Here is a 26020-nt window from a genome sequence, read left to right on the forward strand (position 1 = left end):
TATGGAATGACGATATTGACAAAAATCTTTTTGCGTTTACAATGAAATTTATAGTTGCAAACGCAAAAAGATTTTTTTGATTAGGAGGAGATTTAAATTGTCACGAGTTTATAATTTTTCAGCTGGTCCGGCAGTACTTCCGGAAGAAGTTTTGAAACAGGCTGCAGCAGAAATGCTTGATTACAACGGATGTGGAATGTCTATCAACGAGATGAGCCACAGATCCAAGACCTTTGACAACGTTATTCAGACTGCCGAGCAGGACATAAGAGATCTTATGAACATTCCTGACAATTACAAGGTTCTCTTTTTACAGGGCGGAGCAAGCCAGCAGTTCGCAGCTGTTCCTCTTAACCTTATGAAGAACAAGAAGGCCGGCTATATCATCACAGGACAGTGGGCTAAGAAAGCTTACCAGGAAGCTCAGAAGTATGGCGAGGCTGTAGAGCTTGCATCAAGCGCAGACAAGACCTTCTCATATATTCCTGATTGTTCTGATCTTGATATCGCAGACGACCTTGACTACGTATATATCTGCGAGAATAACACAATCTATGGAACCAAGTTCAAGACTCTTCCAAATACAAAGGGCAAGATCCTCGTATCTGACGTTTCATCATGCTTCTTATCAGAGCCTGTAGATGTATCCAAGTACGGTGTTATCTACGGTGGTGTTCAGAAGAACGTAGGACCTGCTGGTCTTGTTATCAGCATCATCAGAGAAGACCTCATCACAGATGATGTTCCTTCATACACACCTACAATGCTCAAGTGGAAGACTCAGGCTGACAACGGCTCTTTATACAACACTCCTAACTGCTGGAGCATCTACATGTGCGGTCTTGTATTCAAGTGGCTTAAAGAGCAGGGCGGTCTTGCAGAGATGAAGAAGAGAAACGAAGAGAAGGCTGCAGTTCTTTATGATTATCTTGATCAGAGCAAGATGTTCAAGGGAACAGTAAGAAAGGAAGACCGTTCACTTATGAATGTTCCTTTCGTTACAGATTCAGACGAACTCAACGCCAAGTTCATCGCTGAGGCAACAAAGGCCGGATTCGTAAGCCTTAAGGGCCACAGAACAGTAGGCGGTATGAGAGCAAGTATCTACAATGCAATGCCTATCGAGGGTGTTAAGAAGCTCGTAGAGTTCATGGACAAGTTTGAGAAAGAGAACGCATAAGGAGGAAGAGATGTTCAAATATAAGTGCTTAAATCCAATCGCGAAGATCGGTCTTAATAATTTCAATGAGAATTACAACGCAGTAGACAACGTAGATGATGCAGACGGTATTCTCGTAAGAAGTGCCAACATGCTTGAGATGGAGTTTTCCAAGAACCTTCTTGCAATCGCAAGAGCAGGTGCCGGTGTCAACAACATTCCATGCGACAAGTGTGCTGAGCAGGGTATCGTTGTATTCAACACACCCGGAGCTAACGCTAACGGTGTAAAAGAGATGGTTCTTGCTGCTATGCTCATCGCAAGCCGTGACATCATCGGCGGAACAGAGTGGGTTAAGGCAAATGCCGGAGATCCTGAGATCGCCAAGCTCACAGAGAAGTCAAAAAAGAAATTCGCAGGAACCGAGATCTTTGGCAAAAAGCTCGGTATCATCGGTCTTGGTGCTATCGGTGTCCGCGTAGCTAACGCTGCAAGACAGCTTGGTATGGAAGTTTACGGATATGATCCATATCTTTCAATCGACGCTGCATGGAGACTTTCATCAGATGTTAAGCACGTTACAAACGTAGACGACATCTATTCAAAGTGCGATATCATCACAATCCATGTTCCTGCTCTTGATTCAACAAAGGGAATGATCAACAAGGATGCCATTGCCAAGATGAAGAAGGGCGTAATCCTCATCAACCTTGCAAGAGATATTCTCTGCAACGAGGCAGATGTTCTTTCAGGAATCAATGCCGGCAAGATCAGAAAGTACGTAACAGACTTCCCGAACCCTGTAATCGCAGGTCATGACGGATGTATTGTTATCCCTCACCTTGGAGCATCAACTGAGGAATCTGAAGATAACTGTGCTGTTAAGGCTGTTCTCGAGCTCAAAGACTATCTTGAGAACGGTAACATCAATAACTCAGTTAACTTCCCAAGCTGTGATATGGGAATCTGCAGCAAGCCTCGTGTAGCTATCTTCCATAAGAATGTAGCTAACATGATCAGCCAGTTCACAACTGTTCTTGGAACTGCAGGCATGAACATCTCAGATATGACCAACAAGTCAAAGGGTGATTATGCTTATACTCTCATCGACCTTGAGGATACAGTTACAGATGAGATCGTTAAGAAGCTTTCAAAGGTTGACGGCGTAATAAGAGTAAGAGTAGTAAGAAAAGACGTCTAAATCTATATTAAAGTGGTATGATAACAGGAGAGATTTTGAAGGTTCAGGATCTCTCCTTAAATTTTGTTGGAGGTTAGAACATGGCAGACATTAAGCCTTTTAAGGCATACAGACCAAATACCGATAAGGTGTCAAAGATTGCAGCTCTTCCCTATGATGTTTATAACAGCGCAGAAGCAAGAGCAATAGTTGAGAAAAATCCCGACTCCTTCCTTTCTATTGACAGGCCTGAGACCTTTTTTGAAGTGGGGCACAATATGTATGCGCCCGAAGTATATAAGAAGGCATCAGATGAGCTATGGGCAAGGATAGAAAAAGGTGATTTTGTCCAGGATGAGGAGAAGTGCTACTACATCTATGAGCTCACAATGAACGGAAGAAGTCAGACCGGAATCGTTGCTGTTGCTTCTATAGATGATTACATGAACAACGTGATCAAAAAGCACGAGAACACCAGAGAAGAGAAGGAACAGGACAGGATCAACCATGTTTATACCTGTAAGGCTCAGACCGGTCCCATCTTTTTGTGCTACAGAGAAAATCAGATCATAAGCCAGATCATCGACAAGGTAAAAGAGGTTGATGAGCCTGTTTACGATTTTACTTCAGATGACGGCGTGACTCACAGAGTATGGGTTATGACTGACGAAGAAGAAAACAACATGATCTGCAGGATATTTACCTCTATAAATGAGATATATATTGCCGACGGACACCACAGATGCGCATCAGCTGTGAAGGTCGGACTTAAGATGAGAGAGGAAAATGCGGGAAAACTTAAAGGAAAGCAGGAGTCTGACTACTTCCTGTCAGTTCTTTTCCCTGATTCTCAGCTCATGATAATGGACTACAACAGAGTGGTTAAGGACCTGAACGGCCTTAGCACTTCACAGTTCATGGATGCAGTTTCTGAGAAGTTTGATGTCACAGAGGAGACAGAAGCTGTTCATCCTTCCTGCAAGGGCGAATTTGGAATGTATCTTGATAAGAAGTGGTATAGATTAAAGGCTCATAAGGATATTATGAAGGATGACGCGGTAGAGGGGCTTGATGTATCCGTTCTTCAGAATGAGCTTCTCTCACCTGTTCTTGGTATCGGTGATCCAAGGACTGACAAGAGAATTGACTTTGTCGGAGGCATAAGAGGGCTTTCCGAGCTTGAAAGAAGAGCTAACGATGACATGTGCCTGGCATTTTCCATGTACCCAACATCAATCTCGGAACTTTTTGATGTTGCGGATGCAGGAAAGCTTATGCCACCTAAGTCAACCTGGTTTGAACCAAAACTCTTAAGTGGGTTATTTATACATGAAATTAATGGTATGATTTAATTACAAATCCATAAGGGAGGCAGTATCGTGAATAATAAACTTTACAAAATGATGAATTGGCCCGAGATAGAAGAGATTATTTACTCCGATGGTGACAACCCACACAGAATTTTAGGTGCTCACAAGGTAGGTAACAGCTATCTTATCCAGGCTTTTTACCCGGACGCTCAGTCAATAAAGGTATATGTTGAGAACAACAAAAAGAGCTATGAGATGGAGCTTGCTGATGAGGCAGGATTCTATGCCATATTAGTTCCCTATGTTGATAAGCTCAAATACTACTTCATAATTACGGATGCAGAAGGAAATGAGACCAAGTTGTTTGATCCCTATGCATTCGGGCCTCTTATGGACAGAGAGGATTTCATCAAGCTTGGAAGCGGAATTCATTACCACATCTATGAGAAGCTTGGTGCACATCCCATGACCAGAAACGGCATAAGCGGTACAAACTTCGCTGTTTGGGCTCCCACAGCTGCCAGAGTCAGTGTTATCGGTGACTTCAACAACTGGGACGGAAGAGTATGCCAGATGCATAGACTTGACCCCATCGGCGTATTTGAGATATTTGTTCCCGGAGCTTTGGAGAATGACGGCTACCAGTTTGAGATCAAGACAAGGAGCGGCCTTATCTTAAAGCGCCCTGACCCTTATGCAATAAAATCAAGAGGAGAGAACGGAATCATATCCGTTATCACACCTCTTAAATCGATAAAGTGGACAGATGATAAGTGGATGAAGGAGAGAACGAAGTTTAATGTCTCTGAGAGTCCTCTTTCAATCGCTGAGATCTGCCTTGAGTCCTTCGCTGGAAGACACGAGGGCAAGAGCACCATGGAAGAGATCACTGCAGATGTCCTTGAATTTGTTAAAAACCATGGCTTTAACGCCATTGAGCTCATGCCGATCATGAAGCATGTTCCGGGACATTTCTATCATATTTTGAATTTCTTTTCTTTGGACGATACATACGGCGATACCTGCGACTTTATGAAGTTTGTTGATGCCTGCCACGAGGCCGGGATAAGGGTACTCCTTGACTGGGTTCCCACATTCTTCCCCAAGGCTTCCTGCGGACTTAGTGATTTCGACGGAAGAACTCTTTATGAGTATGCAGATCCGAGGATCGGTGTTCACCCAAGGTCCGGCGATATGATATTCGACTACGGACGCAAGGAGGTTACTAACTTCCTTATTTCAAATGCCCTTTACTGGATTGAGAACTTCCACATAGATGGTATCAGGACTTCCGATATTTCAAGGATTCTTTACCTTGACTATGACAGAAAGCCGGGTGAGTGGCTTCCTAACATCTATGGCGGCAATGAGAACCTTGAGGCACTGGAGTTCCTTAAGCAGCTCACAACAGTGATCCATAAGGACAATCCGGGAACAGTTCTTATAACAAAAGAGACAGCTTGCTGGCCACATGTTACAGATTCGGTAGAAAACGGCGGACTTGGCTTTGACTATAAGTGGAATAACGGATGGTCGAGAGACTTCCTTTCATACATGCAAAATGACCCGCTCTTCAGGGCAGGTCATCACGATGAGCTGACCTTCAGTCTTATCTACAGCTACACAGAGAGATTTATCCTTGCATTTACTCATGAGGATATGGAGAAGGGCCTTGAGGGACTCTATTACCTGATGCCCGGAGATTCTGCTCAGAAAATGGCTAATCTCAGACTTGCTCTTAGCTTTATGATGGTTCATCCCGGAAGAAAGCACGTTTACATGGAGCCGGATGCGCTGACTGTTGATCAGGCTGTATTTGTTGAGAATATGGTCAAGAAGCTCAATGATCTCTATTTCAATAAGCCGGCCTTCCATACACTTGATGACAACGATGGCGGCTTTGAATGGATAAACGTTCTGGCAGCCGACGAGTGCATGCTTGCTTTTGTCAGAAAGACAGAGAATGACAATGAGATGCAGGTAGTTGTAGCCAATATGGCCGGCATTGAGAGGAGCTTTGAGATCGGAGTTCCTGCCGACGGAAGATACACCGAGGTATTCAACTCAGATGATGTAAGCTACGGTGGAACAGGAATCCTTAATACCGGACGCAAGGAAGCAAGAAGAAAAGAGATCGACGGACGTCTTTATTCAATTTCCTTATCCCTGGCTCCCGCATCCCTTTCAATCTTCTCATACACTCCTTACACAGAGCAGGAGAAGAAGATCCGTGCTATCAAGGAAGAGGAAGAGATAAAGAAGGAGAAGGAGAAGGAGGAGAGGATCGCAGCTCTTAAGCAGAAGCAGAGCGAGGAAGAAGAAAGACTCCTTCAGGAACTCAAGATCAAATATGAGAAAGAGCTCCTTGAGCAGGAGAAGGCTATCGAGGAGAAATATGAGAAGATCGAGGAAGAGAGAATCTTCTCCATCGTCTCCGAGGAAGCCATTAAGAGTGTAAGCACCAAGGCTCCGGCTAAGAAGGCTACAGCTAGGAAAGCGCCTGCCAAGAAGACTGCTACCAAAAGAAATAAGAAAGATTAATTCTTGAAAACTACCAAAGGGCACATTATAATGAGTGATGTGCCCTTTGGTGAACCATGCTGGAATAGCGCAGTCGGTAGCGCAACTGATTCGTAATCAGTAGGTCGAGGGTTCAAGTCCCTTTTCCAGCTCTTTAAGATGGCGAACTTCGCCATCTTTTTTATTGGAATATATGCTAATTGCGCATAATTGTGTTATAATAAAATGTCGTATTATTGATAAAACGCACAGCAAATTTAAATATAGTGCAGAGAGGGTTATAAAATGAAAGAACTTCAAGATTATGTACGTACAATACCGGATTTCCCGGAGAAAGGCATCATGTTCAGGGATATCACATCTGTTCTTCAGGATGCAGATGGATTCAAGCTTGCAATCGACAAGATGCAGGACCTTGTAAGTGACCTCGACTTTGATGTTGTACTCGGAGCTGAGTCAAGAGGATTCATCTTCAGTGCACCTATCGCTTACAACAGAGGTAAGGCTCTTGTTCCTGTTCGTAAGAAAGGTAAGCTTCCTTGCGAGACTGTTGAGGTAACTTATGACCTTGAGTACGGCTCAGCTACACTTGAGCTTCACAAGGATGCAATCAAGCCCGGACAGAAGGTTCTTCTTGTAGACGACCTTATGGCTACAGGCGGAACAATTGAAGCTATGATCAAGCTCGTTGAGATGCTTGGCGGAGAAGTAGCAGGTATTTTGGTACTTATGGAGCTCAAGGGACTTAAAGGTCGCGAGAGACTTTCTAAATACAGATTAGATGCAGCACTTAGCTACGAAGGGAAGTAAGCTTAATGGCGCAAAAGTTCGACGACGGAAAAATCGAAGCGACGCCTGAGTTTCAGACCCCCGATAAACTCTACGAGGAACTGATACGTAGAGTTCGCAGATATCACCCATCCGATGATATCACTCTTATCGAGAAGGCCTATAACCAGGCTCGACAAGCTCATGAGGGACAGCTGCGCAAGTCAGGTGAACCATACATTATTCACCCGCTTTGCGTAGGTATCATCCTTGCTGATTTGGAGATGGATAAAGAGACCATAGCAGCAGGGCTTCTTCATGATGTCGTTGAAGACACAATTTGCACCAAGGAAGAGATAGAAGAGAGCTTTGGAAGTGACGTAGCCCTTCTTGTTGACGGTGTTACCAAACTGACTGCTCTGCAGCTTACATCAGATACCGGAAGCAAGACTCCCGAGCAGGCAGATATGCAGGCTCAGAACCTGCGTAAGATGTTCCTGGCTATGGCTAAGGATATCAGAGTCATTCTGATCAAGCTTGCTGACCGTCTACACAACATGCGTACACTTGCGCATATGCCTCCGGAGAAGCAGCAGAGGATTGCCCAGGAAACCCTGGACATCTATTCACCTATCGCCGGAAGACTTGGTATCAGCAGGATCAAGGTAGAACTGGACGATCTGTCCCTGAAATACCTTAAGCCTGACGTTTACAGAGACCTTGCAGAGAAGGTTGCTGTAAGAAAGAGTGAGCGAGAGAAATACGTAGAGGATATCTGTGAGAAGGTACGTCAGAGCATTTCCGAAGCCGGAATCAAGGGCGATGTCAACGGACGTGTTAAGCATTTCTTCAGTATCTACAAGAAGATGCGCAACCAGAACAAGACTTTGGACCAGATATACGATCTCTTCGCCATCAGAATTATCGTTGATACGGTAAAAGACTGTTATGCTGCCCTGGGTGTCATCCATGAGATGTACAAGCCTATTCCCGGCAGATTTAAAGATTACATAGCAATGCCCAAGCCCAATATGTACCAGTCGCTTCATACGACTCTTATTGGGCCGACAGGACAGCCTTTTGAGATACAGATCAGAACCCGTGACATGCACAGGGCTGCTGAATACGGTATCGCTGCCCACTGGAAGTACAAAGAGGCTTCCGATGGCAAGAAGGCAGAAAACGGTGAGGAAGAGAAGCTCATCTGGCTTCGCCAGATCCTTGAATGGCAACAGGATCTCTCTGACAACCAGGAGTTCATGAGCCTTCTAAAGAGCGACCTCAATCTGTTCTCAGAGGATGTATACTGCTTCACACCAACAGGTGAAGTTAAGAACCTTCCTGCCGGATCCACGCCTATTGATTTTGCCTACAGTATTCACAGTGCAGTAGGTAACAAGATGATCGGTGCCAAGGTTAACGGCAAGCTTGTTCCCATTGACTACAAGATTCAGAATGGTGACAGAATCGAGGTTGTAACCAGCCAGAATTCCAAGGGACCAAGCCGTGACTGGCTCTCAATTGCCAAGTCCACATCCACCAAGAACAAGATCAATCAGTGGTTCAGGCACGAGCTCAAGGAAGAGAACATCAGTAAAGGTAAGGAACTCCTTATTGAGTACTGTAAGAGTAAGGGCCTTGATTACTTTAGTATTGCCAAGCCTGAATTTCAGGCAATGGTCACAAGAAAATATGGCTTCCACGAGTGGGATGCTGTGCTTGCTGCAGTAGGTCACGGCGGGCTTAAGGAAGGCCAGATCATAAATAAGATACTTGAGCTCTCAGAATCCGAGCACAAGCGCAACATTACCGATGAAGAAGTGCTTGCAGCTGTTGCTGAGTCAAATGTAACACCTCAGGTATCAGGAACCGATAACGCCATCATCGTAAAGGGTGTTCACGATGTGGCAGTCAGATTCTCCAAGTGCTGTAACCCTGTTCCTGGTGATGATATCTGCGGATTTGTCACAAGAGGAAGAGGCGTATCCATCCACAGAAGAGACTGCGTCAATGTTATCAAGATGCAGGAAGAAGACAGAACAAGGCTCATAGAAGCCAAGTGGCAGGCAGAAAGCGCAGAGGGTGGCGGCAAATATGCAGCAACAATCAAGATATTTGCCAACAACAGAAGCGGTCTTCTTGCGGATGTATCAAGAGCCCTTACAGAGAAGGACATTGATATTATTTCTATGAACACCAGAACCAGTAAGCAGGGCCTGGCAACCATGGAGACATCCTTCCAGGTTTCATCCAGAGACCAGCTTCGCGAGATTGTTGATAAGATCAGACAGATCGACAGCGTAATTGATATCGAAAGGACAACAGGCTGATGGCAGATAAGAAAACCTCAGTTGGAATGTTTACCCTCGGAATGGTGGGAACAAACTGTTACTTTGTCTTTGATGAGAACAGGACGGATGACAATGGCAAGAGGCATTGCATCTTCTTTGATCCTGCCGATAAGGGTGCCAAGATTTTCGAAGCCCTGAAAGAGAACGACCTTGTTGTTGATCTGATTCTTTTAACACATGGACACTTTGATCATATCGGTGGCGCAGAGGAGCTAAGAAAGCTCACCGGTGCAAAGATCGGCTGCTATACCAAAGAGCAGGCTATGTGCAAAGATATGTACCTCAATCTGTCCAATGACTACGGTCTTAGATTTTCTGTAACTCCGGATATTTTGTACGAAGATAACGCAGAGATAGAGGCTGCAGGACTTAAGTGCAAACTTATTGCAACTCCGGGACACACCTCCGGTGGATGCTGTTATTATTTTGAAGAGGATAATATCCTTATCGCAGGTGATACTCTGTTTGAGGAGTCTGTCGGAAGAACCGATTTTCCGACAAGTTCTACATCAGAGCTCATACGAAGCGTCAAGGAGAGACTCTTCATACTTCCGGAAGATACAATAGTTTATCCCGGACACGGCGGAGTAACAACCATAGGGCATGAGAAGCTCTACAATCCATTTATTGTTTGAGATGCAAGGATGCAAGTAATTTACATTAAAGAAGATAAATTTCAATATGATATACACTCGCTTTACAAGGCCTTTTATCCTGAGCAGGATGTAAGGGTCATTGTAGGGCAGAGGGGATGTGTTCACGATAAGGAAATGGATATTTCACCTGATGATGAGATATCCTTTATTGATGTAAACAGAGATAAAAATGACCTAAAGAGAAGTATCTACAAGGACCTCTCACAAAAGACCGGCAAGCTCCTTCCCTGGGGAGATCTTACAGGAATAAGACCCACAAGGATAGCCATGAATCTTATAGATGAGGGGCTTGGCGATGACGAGATCCGCTCCTACATGATGGAAACATATCTTGTAAGTGAGGAAAAGACTGATCTTGCCATTGATATCGCAAGAAGGGAAAAGAGGATACTAGAAGGCATAGACTATGAGAACGGTTATAGTCTGTATATAGGAATTCCTTTTTGCCCTACAACCTGTCTTTACTGTTCCTTTACTTCATATCCGATCGGAGCATTTAAGGGAATTGTAGATGATTACATTTCCTGCCTGGAAAAAGAGATTGATTACGTGGCAGAGGCTTTCAAAGGAAAGACTCTTGATACCATCTATATCGGTGGTGGTACACCGACAACTCTTTTGCCGGATCAGATAAGAAGACTTATAGGGTATCTTCAGGATAAACTTGATCTGTCCCATGTAAAAGAGTTCACGGTGGAATCGGGAAGACCTGATTCAATAACCAGAGATAAGCTCATTGCCATGAAGGAAATGGGAGTTACCAGAATTTCTGTTAATCCCCAGACTATGAGTGATGAGACGCTTAAGCTCATCGGAAGGCAGCACACTGTAGCTCAGCTCATAGACTCTTTTAACATGGCAAGAGAAGAAGGGTTTGATAATATCAACATGGATATCATCTTAGGACTCCCGGGGGAGACTGACAGAGATGTTCAGCATACTATAGATGAGATAATAAAGCTTGCACCCGATGACCTTACAGTGCATTCCCTTGCGATCAAGAGGGGATCGAGACTTGCTGAAGTCATGAGGGAAAAGGGCGTGGATTATTCCATGAAGAATACTGAAGAGATGATGGAGATAGCAAGAAGAGGAGCGGAAGCGCTTTCTCTTAAGCCCTATTATCTTTACAGACAGAAGAATATCAGCGGCAATTTTGAAAATACCGGTTATGCCAAAGAGGGGAAAGCCGGCATCTATAACATCCTGATAAATGAGGAAGTACAGTCTATCGTTGCTCTTGGAGCTGGAACTGTCACAAAGAGAGTGTTCGGCGAAGGCGGACGAATAGAGAGGTGTGACAACGTCAAGGATGTTAAGCTATACATGGACAATATTGATGAAATGATCCAGAGGAAGAGGGAACTTTTTGAAAAGAGTTAAGGGGATTATAAACTGCATAATATGTATGTCGTTACTGGCATTTGTGATGGCAGGCTGCTCTTCATCAGAAGGGATCACTCTTTACGACAGCGACCAGTATCAGACAGTGTCCATTAACGATGGCTTTGTTCCTGAAGCAGAGGAAGCAGCTGTGGTGGAGACTACAGAGGCTGAGGAGCCTTTGGGGGAAGAACAGGTAGAAGAGATAGATATAGAGAAGCTCTTTAGCCTTGGGGCAGGCGTTTTTTCCTGGGACCATCTTCCGAACATAAAAGATGTGCAGTGTATGCAGGACAACCACATTACAGAAGTTTATCAGTATTTAAGGCCTGAATACACCGATCAGGAGATGACTGACTTCTTAAAAACTATGAACGATGTCGATATTGATGTCTATATCCTGGACGGAGAGCCCGAGTGGTCTTATGAGACTGAATATCCCGGAATGAGAAGGGCGCTTGAGAGAGTAAGAAACCTTAACAGCTCAGTTGAGCCGGATGCGAGGATCAAGGGTATTGTCTATGATGTTGAGCCCTATGTTCTTGATAAGTGGCACAATATACCGGATCAGCTTCTGGAAGAATATACAAACAACATCATCAGCATAAAGCAGGAATGTGCGGCTGATGAAGATCATCTCGATATTTGCGTATGTATCCCGTATTCCTATGATAACATGGGGCATGACAGGGCTATGAGAAAACTCCTTAAGGAGTCAGATCAGGTATATGTCCTTAACTATCTAAAGGGTATGGAGATTGAGAATATTGAGAGAGAAGCAGCGCTTGCGAGGTACTACTCAAAGCGCATGGTCAATGTCTATGAGCTTCAACCGGGGCTTCTGTCCCAGACCAACAATACCATCACTTATTACAAGGACGGTATTGAAGCTGTTATAGAAAACTATGCTGAGCTGATGAAGGCCTATCCCGATCACAATATAGCAATCGCATATCACACTTTGGAATATCTCAGAGTGCTGAGCTTAAAAGAGTAAGCAAGACCCGGAAAAGAAATTTTAATTCTTTTCCGGGTCTTTTTATGTGAAAAATAATTGATAAATGGGTAAGAATTTAACATTTTTTTAATAGAATTAAAGTAGCCTATTGACTATCATAAAATTGTAGAAGACTGTGCGAATCTATACTGAAAGGCAGAAAAATAATGCAGGCTATCGAGGAAAAGTATCAGAACCTGTGGAAACTGAAACGAGTACAGAGAAATTTAACGATGATTTTGATATTCCTATGAAGTCAGGTGACGACTTCGATATCTCCTTTGGAAATAAGTAAAATAATAAACGAAAAAGGAAACCGATTCCTTTTTATGCAGTGCCCCACATTGTACAAAATATTCATAATTAATGTTGTGCAGTATTGTGCAATATGCTATAATGAAATAAAGTAGTGATATTGCGCACAAAAATATAATGCGATATCAAAGGAGGATTTTATTATGTTATTCCAACTCTATAGCGATGCTGCTTCTATGCAGCTCATAGGCTGGGTACTGGTGTTTGTGGGTCTTATTCTCATGAACGAAATCGGTCGTAGAACAAAGGCCGGCGGAATGTTAGTATTTGTTATCATTCCAACTATTTTAACACTTTACTTTATTCTTGCACACGTTGGTATGTTTGGCGGAAAGGCCAACCCAACAGTTGCATACATGGACGGATGGTTCCATTACTTCAAGCTTTATGCTGCTGACATCGGCTGCGTAGGCTTCATGATGATCAAGTACAAATGGGGCATCGGCAAGGAGAAATGGTTTAAGTGGTTCCCTTGGTTCATCGTTGCTGCCAACATCATGATCGCTAACGTATCTGATATGGAGTCAGCTATTGCATCTTACAAGATCGCCGGCAACCTTTCAGGTGCTTGGTGGGCATCTAACGAGGGTGTATTCATCTACGGTGGATGGTGGAACGTTGTTAATGCTATCGCAGGTCTTATCAACATCTTCTGTATGACAGGATGTATTCACCTTTACACATCAAAGGACAAGAACCATGCAGATATGCTTTGGCCTGATATGACAATCTGGTTCATCCTTGCATACGATGTATGGAACTTCGAGTACACATACCTCAACCTTCCTACACACTCATGGTACTGTGGTGTTGCACTTCTTCTTGCTCCTACATTTGCTAACGCATTCTGGAACAAGGGAGCATGGATCCAGAACCGTGCAAACACACTTGCAATCTGGTGCATGTGGGCACAGGTTGTTCCTACATTCCAGCTTGTTGGCAGATTCCAGGCAGCTCTTCCTTCAGTTTACGGCGGAGCAACAGAGGCAGGTGTAAATACTGCAATGCTTTACGACAAGGCTATTGCACTCTTTAATGCAGGACAGGGCAAGACAGTAGCTGCCAATGAGGCGATTGCTTCACTGGGAATCACAGCTAATCCTACAGCTCAGGGAGTTGTAGCAATCCTTGCAATCGCGATCAACGTTATCTGCATGACAGAGATCATCAGAAGATCTATCAAGATGGGCAAGAATCCTTATTCAAACAACGTATTCGTTGGAACTAAGGACTTCGATCTTGCAATGGAGCGTGCTGAAGGCTAATGGATAATATAAGAGTCATAGAAGTTAAGAGAAGCGTCTTTGAAAGCAATGACAAGGATGCTGAGAAGCTAAGGGGAGAACTTAAGGAGTCTAAGACATTTCTTTTAAACCTTATGTCATCTCCGGGGTCCGGTAAGACAACAACCCTTACCAGAACAATTGAGGCCCTCAAGGATAAATACAGAATTGGTGTAATGGAAGCGGACATTGATTCAGACGTTGATGCCAAGACCATCGCGCAGACCGGAGTTAAGTCCATACAGCTTCATACAGGCGGAATGTGCCATCTTGATGCTGATATGACAAGACAGGGGCTTCGTGAACTCGGCCTTGAGGATGTGGATTTCGCAATCCTTGAGAATGTCGGAAATCTTGTTTGTCCTGCTGAGTTTGATACCGGCAGCACCAAGAATGCCATGATACTCTCAGTACCTGAGGGACATGACAAGCCCCTGAAGTATCCGCTTATGTTCTCTATCTGCGATGTTGTTCTTATCAACAAGATAGACGTAATGCCATACTTTGACTTTGATCTTGAGAAGTGCAAGGAGTACATCCACATGCGCAATCCCAAGGCGAAGGTTATCCCTATCTGCGCCAAGACCGGCGAAGGTATCGATGAGTGGGCTAAGTGGCTTTCAGAGAACATTGATGAGAGCATTAAGTAAATAATTATTGGCAAAAGAGATTATGGAGATGCCGGGCGATAAACAAGGGGAAGTTTATGCGTTATCGCTCGGCATTTTTTTCTGAAAAATCAGTAAAGGTTGGTCAAAAGACATGCATGAATTAGGAGTTGTTTTTCGCATAATAGACGATCTTACAGAAGTAGGAAAAGAAAACAAACTTGAGAAAATTCATTCGGTAACTCTGCAGCTGGGAGAGGTATCCGGTGTTGTTCCATCACTTCTTACAGACGCTTGGAAGTGGGCATCAAACAGGACAGAACTCATGAAGGACTCAGAGCTTATCATAGAGACTCTGCCTGCAGTCACTTTCTGTGAAGATTGTAAGAATGAATACGAGACGGTTACATATGGCAAGATATGTCCCAAATGTGGTAGCGAACACACCTATCTCCTTAAGGGTAACGAATTCATGATAAAAGAGATAGCTGCAACGTAAACTATTTTTCATTTAAGAAAGATGAGGGTAAGAGATGGACAAAAATCAATTTGATATGCAGGATCTGATGCTTCCTTATTCACTGGATCCCAATAGAAATAAAATAGACCCAAGAGCAGGAATCATTCCTGAGACTGTCGATATGGATGCACCTTTCAGAGAGCCACTGGCAAAGCTCGTTACACACATCACCGACAGAAAAGAAATCAAGCTTGGCATTAAGAAAATAACAAAAGAAAGCCCTGAATACTGGGGCGTTTATCACCTTATTACAGATGAACAGTGCGAGATCGCACTTAAGATGGAGAAGCGTAAGCCCAAGACTTTTGAGCAGATCGCAGCTCTTTGTCCTGAGTATTCTAAAGAGGAGCTCCAGAAGCACCTTGATGAGATGTCCTACAACGGAATCATCGAGTGGAACTATGAGAATCCCAAGCATGAGAAACAGTATGTGCTTCCTATGTTCGTTCCCGGATCTGCAGAGTTCTCCAACATGAACGGTAAGGTTTTGGCAGCTCATCCTGAGGGAGGCCCTTTCTTTGAGAGAATGACTCGTATTCCTCTTGAGGGACTTACACATATGGTACCTCAGGGCGGAGCAGGTGTCGGAATGCATGTAATCCCTGTTGAGAAGGCTATCGAGATGCAGGGTGAGGCAATCGGACTTGAGAAGATCTCATACTGGCTCGACTACTATGAGGGAAAATATGCTGCATCACCATGTTCCTGCAGAAGATCAAGAAAGACCTTTGATCAGGGCTGTGCTGACGATCCTGAAGGATGGTGTATCGCAGTAGGTGATATGGCCGATTATGTTGTAGAGACTCAGAAGGACGGCCGTTATATCACCAAGGAAGAGGCACTTAAGATCTTTAAACAGGCTGAGGACAATGGATTTGTTCATCAGATCACGAACATTGACGGAGCTGAGAAGATCTTTGCTATTTGTAACTGTAATGTAAACGTATGCTATGCGCTTCGTACATCACAGCTATTTAATACACCTAATATGTCACGTTCTGCTTATGTGGCTCACGTTGACAAGAATAACTGTGTTGCATGCGGACGCTGCGTAGAGGTATGTCCTGCAGGTGCAGCTACTCTTGGACAGAAGCTTTGCAAGAAGGACGGAAGCGAAGTTATCTATCCTAAGATGCCTCTTCCTACAGAGAAGAAGTGGTCTACAGATATGTGGACCGAGGACTATCGTGACATTAACCGTATCAATACTCACAAGACTGGTACAGCACCTTGTAAGACAGCATGTCCTGCACATCTTCCTGTTCAGGGATATATCAAGATGGCTTCACAGGGCAGATATGATGAGGCTCTTGCTCTTATCAAGAAGTACAATCCGCTTCCTGCTGTCTGCGGACATGTATGCAACAGACGTTGTGAGGATGCCTGCACAAGAGGAACCATAGACGAGGCTCTTGCAATTGATGAGATCAAGAAATTCGTTGCAATGCGTGACCTTAAGTCCGAGACACGCTTTGTTCCCGAGAAGGTAATTCCAAGAATCGGCGGAGGCTTTGATGAGAAGGTTGCTATCATAGGTGCAGGTCCTGCAGGTATTTCCTGTGCATACTACCTTGCACTTAAGGGCTATAAGCCAACTCTTTTCGACAAGAACAAGAAGCCCGGCGGAATGGTTACCTACGGTATTCCTTCCTTCGTAATGGAGAAGGACGTTATCGAGGCTGAGGTTGATGTTTTAAGAGATCTTGGTGTAGATATCCGTCTCGGAGTTGAGGTTGGCAAGGACATCACTCTTAAGCAGCTAAGAGACGAGGGCTACAAGGCTTTCTATATCGCTATCGGCTGTCAGGGTGGACGCGGAGTAAATGTTCCCGGCGAAGACGCTGAAGGCGTAATCAAGGGTGTAGATATCCTTCATGATGTTATCGATGATGAGAACTATAAGCTTGACGGAGATACAGTTGTTATCGGTGGTGGTAACGTTGCTATCGATGTAAGCCGTACAGCTATCCGCTGCGGATCATCAAAGGTTACTCAGGTTTCTCTTGAGACAAGAGATATCATGCCTGCTCTTCCTGAGGAGATCGAGGTTGCAGAGTCTGAAGGCATCATCCTTCAGGGCGGCTGGGGGCCTAAGGAGATCCTTACAGAGAACGGCAAGGTTAAGGGTATCGTATTCAAGAAATGTACTCAGGTTAAGAACGCTGAGGGAAGATTTGATCCTAAGTATGATGAGAGCCAGACCATGGAGATCGCATGCTCCAATGTTATCCTTGCAGTAGGCCAGGCAACCGTATGGGGCGACCTTCTTAAGGATGAGAACGTAGAGTTTAGAGGACCGGCTCCTGTTGCTGACAGCGTAACATTCCAGACTACAGTAAAAGACATCTTCGTCGGCGGAGATATGTTCTACGGACCAAGATTTGCTATTGATGCCATTGCATGCGGAAAAGAAGGCGCTGAGTCAATCCACAGATTCGTACAGCCTCATTCTTCACTTACAATCGGCCGTGATCCTAACTTCTTTATCGAGTTGGATAAGGATGACATCTCTATCAAGGATTATGACCATGTAGGAAGACAGCATCCCGGCGATGGAAAGACATCAGACGGAAAGCTTACATTCCGTGATACCAAGCCTCTCCTTACAGAGGAGCAGATCAAGAAAGAAACATCACGTTGTCTTGGCTGCGGAGCATCAATCGTTGATCCTAACAAGTGCGTAGGCTGCGGACTTTGCACAACAAGATGTGAATTTGATGCCATCAAGCTCACAAGGGATAACCCGGGAGCTTCTACAATGAGGAAGGCTGAGGATAAGCTCAAGTACATTCTTCCTAACGGACTCAAGCAGGCTGTCGCAAGACCATTCATTAAAAAGACACCAAAAGAGACAGCATGGCTCCCCGAAAATAATAAATAATCGATATTTCATTTAAGATTAAGTCAAGTGTTTCGAAAACGGGCACTTGACTTAATCTTTAAAAATGTTTATTAATAAGAAAGCAAGCTTTCGGGCTAAATTATAAAAAGGGGCATTATTACAGCTAATGGCGACTAAGAAAACTACTACCACTAAAAAGAATTCACTTCTTATTGTTGAGTCACCCACTAAGGTTAAGGCTATCAAGAAGTTTTTGGGCAGCGGCTATGAAGTAGCAGCCAGTAACGGACATGTTCGTGACCTTCCAAGAAGTACCATGGGAATTGATATCGAGCATGACTATGAACCCAAGTATATTACTATCAGAGGAAAGGGAGATGTTCTTGCTGAACTGAGGCGTCAGGTCAAGAAAGCTGACAAAGTTTATCTCGCGACCGACCCGGACCGTGAGGGTGAAGCTATAAGCTGGCATCTCTGCTCGGCGCTTAAACTGGATGAGGCAGATGCCAAGGTGCAGAGAGTTACATTTAACGAGATCACCAAGAACGCAGTCAAGGAAGCTATGAAGCATCCAAGAGATATCGATATGAATCTTGTTGATGCACAGCAGGCAAGACGTGTTCTTGACAGAATGGTTGGTTATGAGATTTCTCCGATTCTCTGGTCTAAGATAAAGCGCGGACTTTCAGCAGGACGTGTTCAGTCTGTAGCACTCAGGATCATTGCAGACAGAGAAGAAGAGATTGATTCATTTATTCCTACAGAATACTGGACACTGGATGCCAAACTCATGGCAGAAGGTGAGAAGAAGCCACTTATTGCTCACTACTATGGTGTAGGCAATGAGAAAAAGGAGATCCCCTCCAAGAAAGAGCTTGATGAGATCTGCAAGGCTATAGAAGGTAAGAAATTCGTAGTAAGTGATGTTAAGAAGGGTGAGAGAACCAAGAAGGCTCCGCTTCCTTTTACCACATCAACACTTCAGCAGGAAGCTTCCAAGGCTCTCAACTTCTCAACACAGAAGACCATGAGAGTTGCTCAGCAGCTCTATGAAGGAATCGAGCTTGGAAAAGAGGGCACAGTAGGTCTTATCACTTACCTTCGTACCGATTCAACCCGTGTATCCGATGAAGCAGTAGCTGCTGCAAATGATTACATTGTTAAGAACTTCGGAGATAAGTACCTGGCAGACGGTGCAGGAGTCAAGAAGAACGAGGGCAAGATCCAGGATGCTCACGAAGCTATCCGTCCCACATATATTGATCACACTCCTGTAATGGTCAAGGACTTCCTTTCAAGGGATCAGTTCAGACTTTACCAGCTTATCTGGAGAAGATTTATGGCCAGCAGGATGGCTGCTGCCAAGTATGAGACCACATCTGTCAAGATCGATGCAGGAGAGCACAGATTTACAGTAGCTGCCTCCAAGACAGTATTTGACGGGTTCCTTAATGTTTACACAGACGACGAGGATCAGATTGAGAAGAATGTTCTCATGAAGAACCTTGATACCAATACCAAGCTTAAGCTTGATACATTTGAGTCAGCTCAGCACTTTACTCAGCCGGCTCCTCACTACACCGAGGCTTCACTGGTTCATGACCTTGAGGCTCTTGGAATAGGAAGACCAAGTACTTATGCGCCTACCATCTCAACCATCATGGCAAGGCACTACATCACCAAGGAGAATAAATCTCTTTTCATCACAGAGCTTGGACAGGCTGTCAACAAGATGATGATCGATGCTTTCCCTCAGATCGTGGATGTAAACTTCACATCCAACATGGAAGCTCTCCTTGATGGGATCGCGGAAGGCGATGTTAAGTGGAAGACAGTAATCGAGAATTTCTATCCCGACCTTGATAAGGCGGTTAAGGCTGCCGAGGAAGCTCTCGAGAAGGTTCAGGTTCAGGATGAAGTTACAGATGAGATCTGCGAGGTTTGCGGAAGAAATCTTGTTATCAAGTACGGCCCTCACGGCAAATTCCTTGCATGTCCGGGATTTCCTGAGTGCAAGAACACCAAGCCCTACTTTGAGAAGATTGGCGTTTCTTGCCCTAAGTGCGGAAAAGACATTGTCCTTAAGAGAACCAAGAAGGGAAGAATCTTCTACGGTTGTATCGACAATCCAACCTGTGACTTCATGTCATGGCAAAGACCTGCTGCCAAGAAGTGCCCTAAGTGCGGAGGCGTAATGTACGCCAAGAACAACAAGCTTGCCTGTGGCAATCCTGAATGCGGATGGGTAGAGGACAAAGATAATAAAGAAAATAACTAAACATTAAAAAACTATTAAGACTCGGACTTTTGAAGTTCCGGGTCTTTTTTTGGGTTTATAATTGTTTTTATATTAAATTTGGAGGTAAACAGACATCATGGGTAGTAACGTGAAAGATGAAAAAAGTGGTATTTTGGAAAAGCTTAAGGTGGGAATGATAATCCAGACTGTTCTTGTTGCTGCAGCGATCATTCTTTCCTGCTATGCAGGATTCCGTTCTCATGAACTTAGGAGAACCATAGTTTACGCAGGACAGATCATAGTAAGTGCTCTCATTATCATCTTTGGCACAGTGAAGTTTAAAGAAGATAACAGAAAGTTTTTATCTGTAATTATTTATTGCTATGCGCTACTGGAAGTAGTAAGAGCGGTTCTTATTATAACAACAGGCATTGCACCGGTAATTGCAGGTATTACAAGACTGATACTGGTTACGATTGCCTGCTGTCTTATGATTCTTTCAGAGAGACTGGGCAAGAAAGAATCTGAGATAATGTCAATCTCGATTGTGGTTTTGGAGCTAGCTCTTTATCTGGTATTTCTTCTTGGATATCCGGGCGTTATGTACGGAAGGATCAACAGATTCATCCCTCTTACAGGTGTACTCGTCGCAGGTTCGATAGCTCTTTTCACAAAGGTAAAGAACTTGCAGCTCGGAGTAGAGGAAAGTGGTGACAAAGCAATTCCGGTGTGGGCTCCTATAGTAGGATTAATTCTCTCGATAATTCTTACGGTAGTTTCTCTTTCAAGCACATGGACAATGGGTGCAGAAGTCGGAGCAGACAGTGGAGAAGTGCTCTCTTTGTGGACAGATGAAGCACCATTAAAAGCTCAGCTCACCTCTTATATTGATGATATTACTAACAAGGATAGTGCGAATTATATTCCTGTAGATAAGAGAATAGCTGTATTTGATATGGACGGAACTCTTATTGCAGAGACAAATCCTTACTATTTTGACCATTGTCTTTTGATATACAGAGTTTTGCAGGATCCTGATTACAAGGATAAAGCAAGTGAAGCTGAGAAAGAGGCTGCTTATACAATTCTTAAGGGAATACAGACAGGAGAGTTTCCTGAGGATATGATGCAGATACACGGACAGGCGGTTGCATCTGCATTTGCAGGAATGACAGTTGATGAATTTTTAAATTACGTATTAAAGTTCAGAGAAGAAGCTGCTCCCGGTTATGACGGTATGACAAGGAGTGATTCGTTCTACCAGCCAATGGTTGAAGTTGTAGACTATTTGCAGGATAACGGATTTACCGTATATGTTGTCAGTGGAACAGACAGGATAATCTCAAGGGGAATTGTAAAGGATAATCTGAACATTCCCATGAGCCAGGTGATCGGTTCTGATGAAACAATAGTTGCCAGTGGCCAGGGCAGTGAAGACGGTCTTGAATATCAGCTTCAGAAGGATGATAAGATCATCACCGGAGGACAATTTGTTGTTAAGGATCTTAAGATGAACAAGGTGTCCGTGATTGCACAGGAAATCGGAGAACAGCCGGTTCTGGCTTTTGGTAACAGCACCGGAGACTCCAGTATGTGTGATTATGTAGTAAATAATAATCCTTATAAGAGCCTTGCATTCATGCTTTGCTGCGATGATCTTGACAGAGAATACGGAAATGAGGCAAAGGCACAGAAGATGTATGACCTATGTAATGAACATGGCTGGATTCCCGTATCAATGAAGAATGACTGGACAACCATATATGGAGAGGATGTTACTAAGAATCCCGCAAACGGACTTGACTTCTATTATGATTACGTAATTCCGAACTAATTCATATATATTTATTTTCTGAAAACTTTAACGTTTTTTCATAATTGTAGGCGCTTTATTATTTGAAGCGCCTATTTTTTTATGCTATGATACAAATAGCGTAGTGAGATTATTTACGGTATTACGTATATGGAAACAGTCACTATGAAAGGTGGGGAAAATACCTGGTAAAGGAGAAAACTGATGAGTAGTGTGCAGCTACTGGACAAGACACGTAAGATTGGCAAGCTTTTGCACAACAGTAATTCAGGGAAGGTTGTATTTAATGACATCTGCAGAGTGTTGTGTGATATTTTAGCATCCAACATGTTTGTCATCAGTAAAAAGGGCAAGGTTCTTGGTATTGGTGAGAGTGAAAATGTTGAATCTCTAAGCGATCTTTTGGTTGACAACGTTGGTTCTTTTATTGACCCGATGCTTAACGAGAGACTACTTACAATACTTTCAACCAAGGAGAATGTCAATCTTGAGACTCTTGGTTTTGAAGGCATAGACTTTTCCAAATTCCAGGCGATAATCACACCTATTGAAATAGCCGGAGAGAGGCTGGGAACTCTTTTCATATACAAGACCGACAAGCCATACGACATAGATGATATTATTCTTTGCGAATACGGAACCACGGTTGTCGGGCTTGAAATGCTCAGGGCAGTAAACGAGGAGAATGCAGAAGAAAGCAGGAAGCTAGCAGTTGTTAAATCGGCAATAGGAACCCTTTCCTTCTCTGAGATGCAGGCCATCATTCATATATTCGATGAGCTTGACGGAATGGAAGGAGTGCTGGTGGCCAGCAAGATAGCTGACAGAGTTGGGATAACAAGAAGCGTAATTGTAAATGCCCTCAGAAAATTCGAGAGCGCAGGGGTTATCGAATCCAGGAGCTCAGGAATGAAGGGCACATACATCAAGGTTACCAACGATGTGGTCTTTGGTGAGATCAAAAAGCTAAAGCAGGAAATATAATTTGCCGATGAATATTGTGTAAAACAGTATCAGCGACATGGATGGAAATTATGATGAAAGGATTTATCAGAAACGATAAATCCTTTTTGTTTATTTCATACATTTTGTAGATAAATAACTTGCGATATACAATATAAAGTATATTTTACTTGTATTTTACACAAAAAAATTTTATTATTAAATAGAGTAAAAAGGAGGAGTGGCTTTTGATAAACAGTAATGTCTTTGATTACATTAATGTCATGGATAAAGCGGCCGATGCATCCTGGACCAGGAACGAGATAATTGCTAACAACATAGCAAATATCGATACTCCCGGCTACAAGAGGCAGGACCTTAACTTTGAGAGCGAGCTGGAGAGGGCTTTGGGGCACTCCAGATATAAAACCATGGACAAAAAAGTTGCCGACATAAAGGACAAGCACCTTGAGGCAAGAGTTGTCAATGATTACTCCGGCTTCTCCTACAGAACGGACAGAAATAACGTGGACGTTGATACAGAAAACGTTCTTTTGGCAGCCAATCAGCTCAAGTATCAGGGACTGATGGAGGGACTTAAGCATGAGTTCCAGACTATCAGCACTGTTACCAAGTCTTCATGATAAGGAGGGCGCAGCATGAACATATTTGATTCCTTCAATATCAATTCATCAGGCATGACGGCTCAGAGATTTCGAATGGATATCATCTCTGAGAATATCGCAAACGCCAACACCACAAGGACTGCAGATGGAACTCCTTATGTCAGGAAGGTTGTAAGGTTTGCTGAAAAGGGCACACAGACTCCGTTTTCAAGGATCCTTAACGAGAGACTCGATCACTACTCGGGAAGAGGCGTTAAGGTAGTGAGCGTTGAGAATGACAGCTGGACACAGATGAACATCGTCTATGACCCGTCACATCCGGACGCTGATGAGAATGGCTATGTTACATATCCAAACGTCAACACAGTAACAGAGATGACCAACCTCATAGATGCCAGCAGATCCTATGAGGCCAATGTAACAGCATTCAATGCCAGCAAGAACATAGCATCTCAGGGACTTAACCTGGGCAACAGCTAATGGGAGGGAAGTAAATGGCATCTCTTGATATTTCTCAACTTCGCAATGTCACCTCAGATGTTATAAGACATGCTGAGAAGACAAACAGCAAAGTATATAACGTACTTGGGGATTCACAGACAGGGAATGATGAATCCTTTAAGAGTATTTTTTCGGCGGCAGTAGATAATATTTCTACTACCAATGCATATCTCTCTGACGCAGAGAATGAAGAGATAAAGTGGGCTCTGGGTCAGACCGAGAACACACACGATCTTTCAATTGCACTGCAGAAGGCTCAGATGGCACTTCAGTACACAGTGGCAATCAGAGACCGTGCAATGTCTGCGTATAGGGAGTTAACGCAGATGCAGATCTAAGCTTTTTTGTTTTATAGAGGGGAGGGAGAATAAATGCCTGAGAGACTAAGAGCTATTTGGCAGAGAATTCTCGACTGGTGGAACCAATTTACAGCCAGGCAAAAGACCTTGATCATAGGGGCCAGCACGGTTGTACTATTGACCATCATTATTTTGGTGTCCGTACTTAACCAGCCGCAATATATTCTATTGGCTAATGCCCAATCTACAAAGGAGGCTTCTGAAATCAGAGACCTTCTTGATTCTAATTCCATAAACTACAAGATATCAGATGACGGTCTTGAGTTTAAGGTACTTAAAAAGGATCAGGCATCAGCCAATCTTTTGCTGGGAGCAAACGACATTCAGTCCTATGCCTACAGCATCGATAATGTTACCAACGGAAGCTTTTCAACAACAGAATCAGATAAGCAAAAGAAGTATGTCCTTTATCTTGAATCAAGACTTGAACAGGACTTTATTGCTAAGTTTGACGCTATAGAAGCTGCCAATGTTCAGCTGAACATTCCCGATGATGACGGAACACTTATAGGAAACAAGGAACAGGCTCATGCCTGGATTCTTCTTACTCTCAAGGAAGATGGCAAGTTTGATGAAGAGAACGCAGCATATCTTGCCAGAGCCGTTGCATCAGCTGTAGGAAACGAGAATACCGATAATATTGTCATTCTTGAGACCGGAGGCAACATGCTCTTTTCCGGAGGAGAGGATACAACAACTGCAGGCCTTGCATCAACACAGCTGACTGCCAAGGCTAAGGCCGAGCAGCTCGTAAAGGGCGAAGTTAAAAAGGTCCTCCTTGGAACCAAGCTCTATGACAACATTGAGGTTGCCAGCAATCTGGTAATGGATTTCAGCAACAAAGAGACAACGACACACACATATACACCAGCTGAGGATCAGACTCAGGGTGTTCTTAGCCACGAAGATACCTACAATGCAGAGAATGTCAGCGGAATCAGCGGAATACCCGGAACTGACACCAATGCAGAGGATGAGACAACATACGTAACACAGGACAACACCAACTCCACTTCATCAATTACAGAGGAGTCTAGGGATTATCTTCCAAATGAGCAGATTACGACCGAGACGGATGCACCGGGTCGCATCAAATATGATGAATCATCAATTTCTGTAACGGCAATTAACTATTCCATCATGAAGGAAGAGGATTACAAGGCTGCAGATCATGAGAACATGACCTGGAGCGAGTTTAAGGCCGGCAATACTGAGCCAACCGTCATGGAAGTTCCTGAAGATATGATCAACGTGGTATCAAAGGCCACAGGTATCAAGGCAGAGAATGTTGCCATGGCTGCCTACACTGAATATGTATTCTTTGACAGGACAGGAAGCGCTGTCACTGTAACTGATATTCTTCAGATCGTACTTATTCTGGTTATCCTCGCACTTCTGGCATTTATCATCATCAGAAGCATGTGGACCAGCAAGAAGACAGAAGAAGTTCCGGAGCAGCCGGAAGAGCTTTCTGTTGAACAGCTTCTGGAGTCACAGCCAGAAGAGGTACTTACCGATATCGAGATGGATCAGGGATCTGAGACCAAGAGACTTATTGAGAAGTTTGTGGATGAGAATCCTGAAGCAGCAGCTACGCTTCTTAGGAACTGGCTCAACGAAGACTTCATTTAATTATTTTTACAGGGGA

At 43.8% G+C, this 26020-nt stretch carries 20 protein-coding genes and 1 tRNA gene; all 21 read left to right on the forward strand.

What is annotated here, in order from left to right; all coding sequences use genetic code 11:
* The first annotated feature begins 97 nt into the window (after positions 1-97).
* Positions 98-1180, forward strand: a complete 1083-nt coding sequence (gene serC / locus G633_RS0101540; protein WP_022763793.1) for a 3-phosphoserine/phosphohydroxythreonine transaminase — start codon at positions 98-100, stop codon at positions 1178-1180.
* A gap of 10 nt (positions 1181-1190) precedes the next feature.
* A complete protein-coding gene (locus G633_RS0101545) occupies positions 1191-2360 on the forward strand; it encodes a phosphoglycerate dehydrogenase (protein ID WP_022767274.1) in 1170 nt (389 codons plus the stop codon).
* Positions 2361-2440: 80 nt separating this feature from the next.
* Complete coding sequence (locus tag G633_RS0101550; protein ID WP_022767273.1) at positions 2441-3691, forward strand: DUF1015 domain-containing protein; 1251 nt, start codon at positions 2441-2443, stop codon at positions 3689-3691.
* A 27-nt stretch (positions 3692-3718) separates the two neighbouring features.
* Positions 3719-6190, forward strand: coding sequence for a 1,4-alpha-glucan branching protein GlgB (gene glgB, locus G633_RS0101555; RefSeq protein WP_022767272.1), 2472 nt, complete (start codon positions 3719-3721; stop codon positions 6188-6190).
* A 58-nt stretch (positions 6191-6248) separates the two neighbouring features.
* A tRNA-Thr gene (locus tag G633_RS0101560) sits at positions 6249-6321 on the forward strand.
* Between the two features lie 133 nt (positions 6322-6454).
* Positions 6455-6979 (forward strand): adenine phosphoribosyltransferase, encoded by a 525-nt coding sequence (locus G633_RS0101565; protein WP_022767271.1) that lies wholly within the window; start codon positions 6455-6457, stop codon positions 6977-6979.
* 5 nt (positions 6980-6984) lie between these two features.
* Positions 6985-9267: a RelA/SpoT family protein gene (locus G633_RS0101570; protein WP_026518879.1), complete on the forward strand. Its 2283-nt coding sequence runs from the start codon at positions 6985-6987 to the stop codon at positions 9265-9267.
* Positions 9267-9923, forward strand: a complete 657-nt coding sequence (locus tag G633_RS0101575) for an MBL fold metallo-hydrolase (protein ID WP_022767269.1) — start codon at positions 9267-9269, stop codon at positions 9921-9923. Before G633_RS0101570 ends, G633_RS0101575 begins: the two co-directional genes overlap by 1 nt.
* A 9-nt stretch (positions 9924-9932) precedes the next feature.
* Complete coding sequence (gene hemZ / locus G633_RS0101580) at positions 9933-11327, forward strand: coproporphyrinogen dehydrogenase HemZ (protein ID WP_026518880.1); 1395 nt, start codon at positions 9933-9935, stop codon at positions 11325-11327.
* Positions 11314-12324, forward strand: a complete 1011-nt coding sequence (locus G633_RS0101585; RefSeq protein WP_026518881.1) for a hypothetical protein — start codon at positions 11314-11316, stop codon at positions 12322-12324. Before hemZ ends, G633_RS0101585 begins: the two co-directional genes overlap by 14 nt.
* Before the next feature lie 458 nt (positions 12325-12782).
* Positions 12783-13904, forward strand: coding sequence for a DUF5692 family protein (locus G633_RS0101590; protein WP_026518882.1), 1122 nt, complete (start codon positions 12783-12785; stop codon positions 13902-13904).
* On the forward strand, positions 13904-14572 hold the full coding sequence (gene hypB / locus G633_RS0101595) for a hydrogenase nickel incorporation protein HypB (RefSeq protein WP_026518883.1): 669 nt from the start codon (positions 13904-13906) through the stop codon (positions 14570-14572). The genes G633_RS0101590 and hypB overlap by 1 nt, the downstream gene beginning before the upstream one ends.
* A gap of 112 nt (positions 14573-14684) precedes the next feature.
* Entirely contained in the window at positions 14685-15029 is a 345-nt protein-coding gene (locus G633_RS0101600) for a hydrogenase maturation nickel metallochaperone HypA (RefSeq protein WP_026518884.1), read from the forward strand.
* 142 nt (positions 15030-15171) lie between these two features.
* Positions 15172-17931 (forward strand): FAD-dependent oxidoreductase, encoded by a 2760-nt coding sequence (locus G633_RS0101605; RefSeq protein ID WP_051199870.1) that lies wholly within the window; start codon positions 15172-15174, stop codon positions 17929-17931.
* 127 nt (positions 17932-18058) lie between these two features.
* Entirely contained in the window at positions 18059-20170 is a 2112-nt protein-coding gene (topA, locus tag G633_RS0101610) for a type I DNA topoisomerase (protein WP_051199846.1), read from the forward strand.
* A gap of 97 nt (positions 20171-20267) precedes the next feature.
* Positions 20268-21965 (forward strand): HAD family hydrolase, encoded by a 1698-nt coding sequence (locus G633_RS18990; protein ID WP_051199847.1) that lies wholly within the window; start codon positions 20268-20270, stop codon positions 21963-21965.
* Between the two features lie 183 nt (positions 21966-22148).
* Positions 22149-22928: a GTP-sensing pleiotropic transcriptional regulator CodY gene (gene codY, locus G633_RS0101620; RefSeq protein WP_022767260.1), complete on the forward strand. Its 780-nt coding sequence runs from the start codon at positions 22149-22151 to the stop codon at positions 22926-22928.
* Positions 22929-23134: 206 nt separating this feature from the next.
* Complete coding sequence (flgB, locus tag G633_RS0101625; protein WP_022767259.1) at positions 23135-23530, forward strand: flagellar basal body rod protein FlgB; 396 nt, start codon at positions 23135-23137, stop codon at positions 23528-23530.
* Positions 23531-23545: 15 nt separating this feature from the next.
* Complete coding sequence (gene flgC, locus G633_RS0101630) at positions 23546-23992, forward strand: flagellar basal body rod protein FlgC (RefSeq protein ID WP_026518887.1); 447 nt, start codon at positions 23546-23548, stop codon at positions 23990-23992.
* Between the two features lie 14 nt (positions 23993-24006).
* Positions 24007-24351 (forward strand): flagellar hook-basal body complex protein FliE, encoded by a 345-nt coding sequence (gene fliE, locus G633_RS0101635; protein ID WP_022767257.1) that lies wholly within the window; start codon positions 24007-24009, stop codon positions 24349-24351.
* Positions 24352-24384: 33 nt separating this feature from the next.
* Positions 24385-26004, forward strand: coding sequence for a flagellar basal-body MS-ring/collar protein FliF (gene fliF, locus G633_RS0101640; protein WP_026518888.1), 1620 nt, complete (start codon positions 24385-24387; stop codon positions 26002-26004).
* Positions 26005-26020 lie beyond the last annotated feature (16 nt).

The organism is Butyrivibrio sp. FCS006, assembly GCF_000424525.1.
Lineage (GTDB): Bacteria > Bacillota > Clostridia > Lachnospirales > Lachnospiraceae > Butyrivibrio.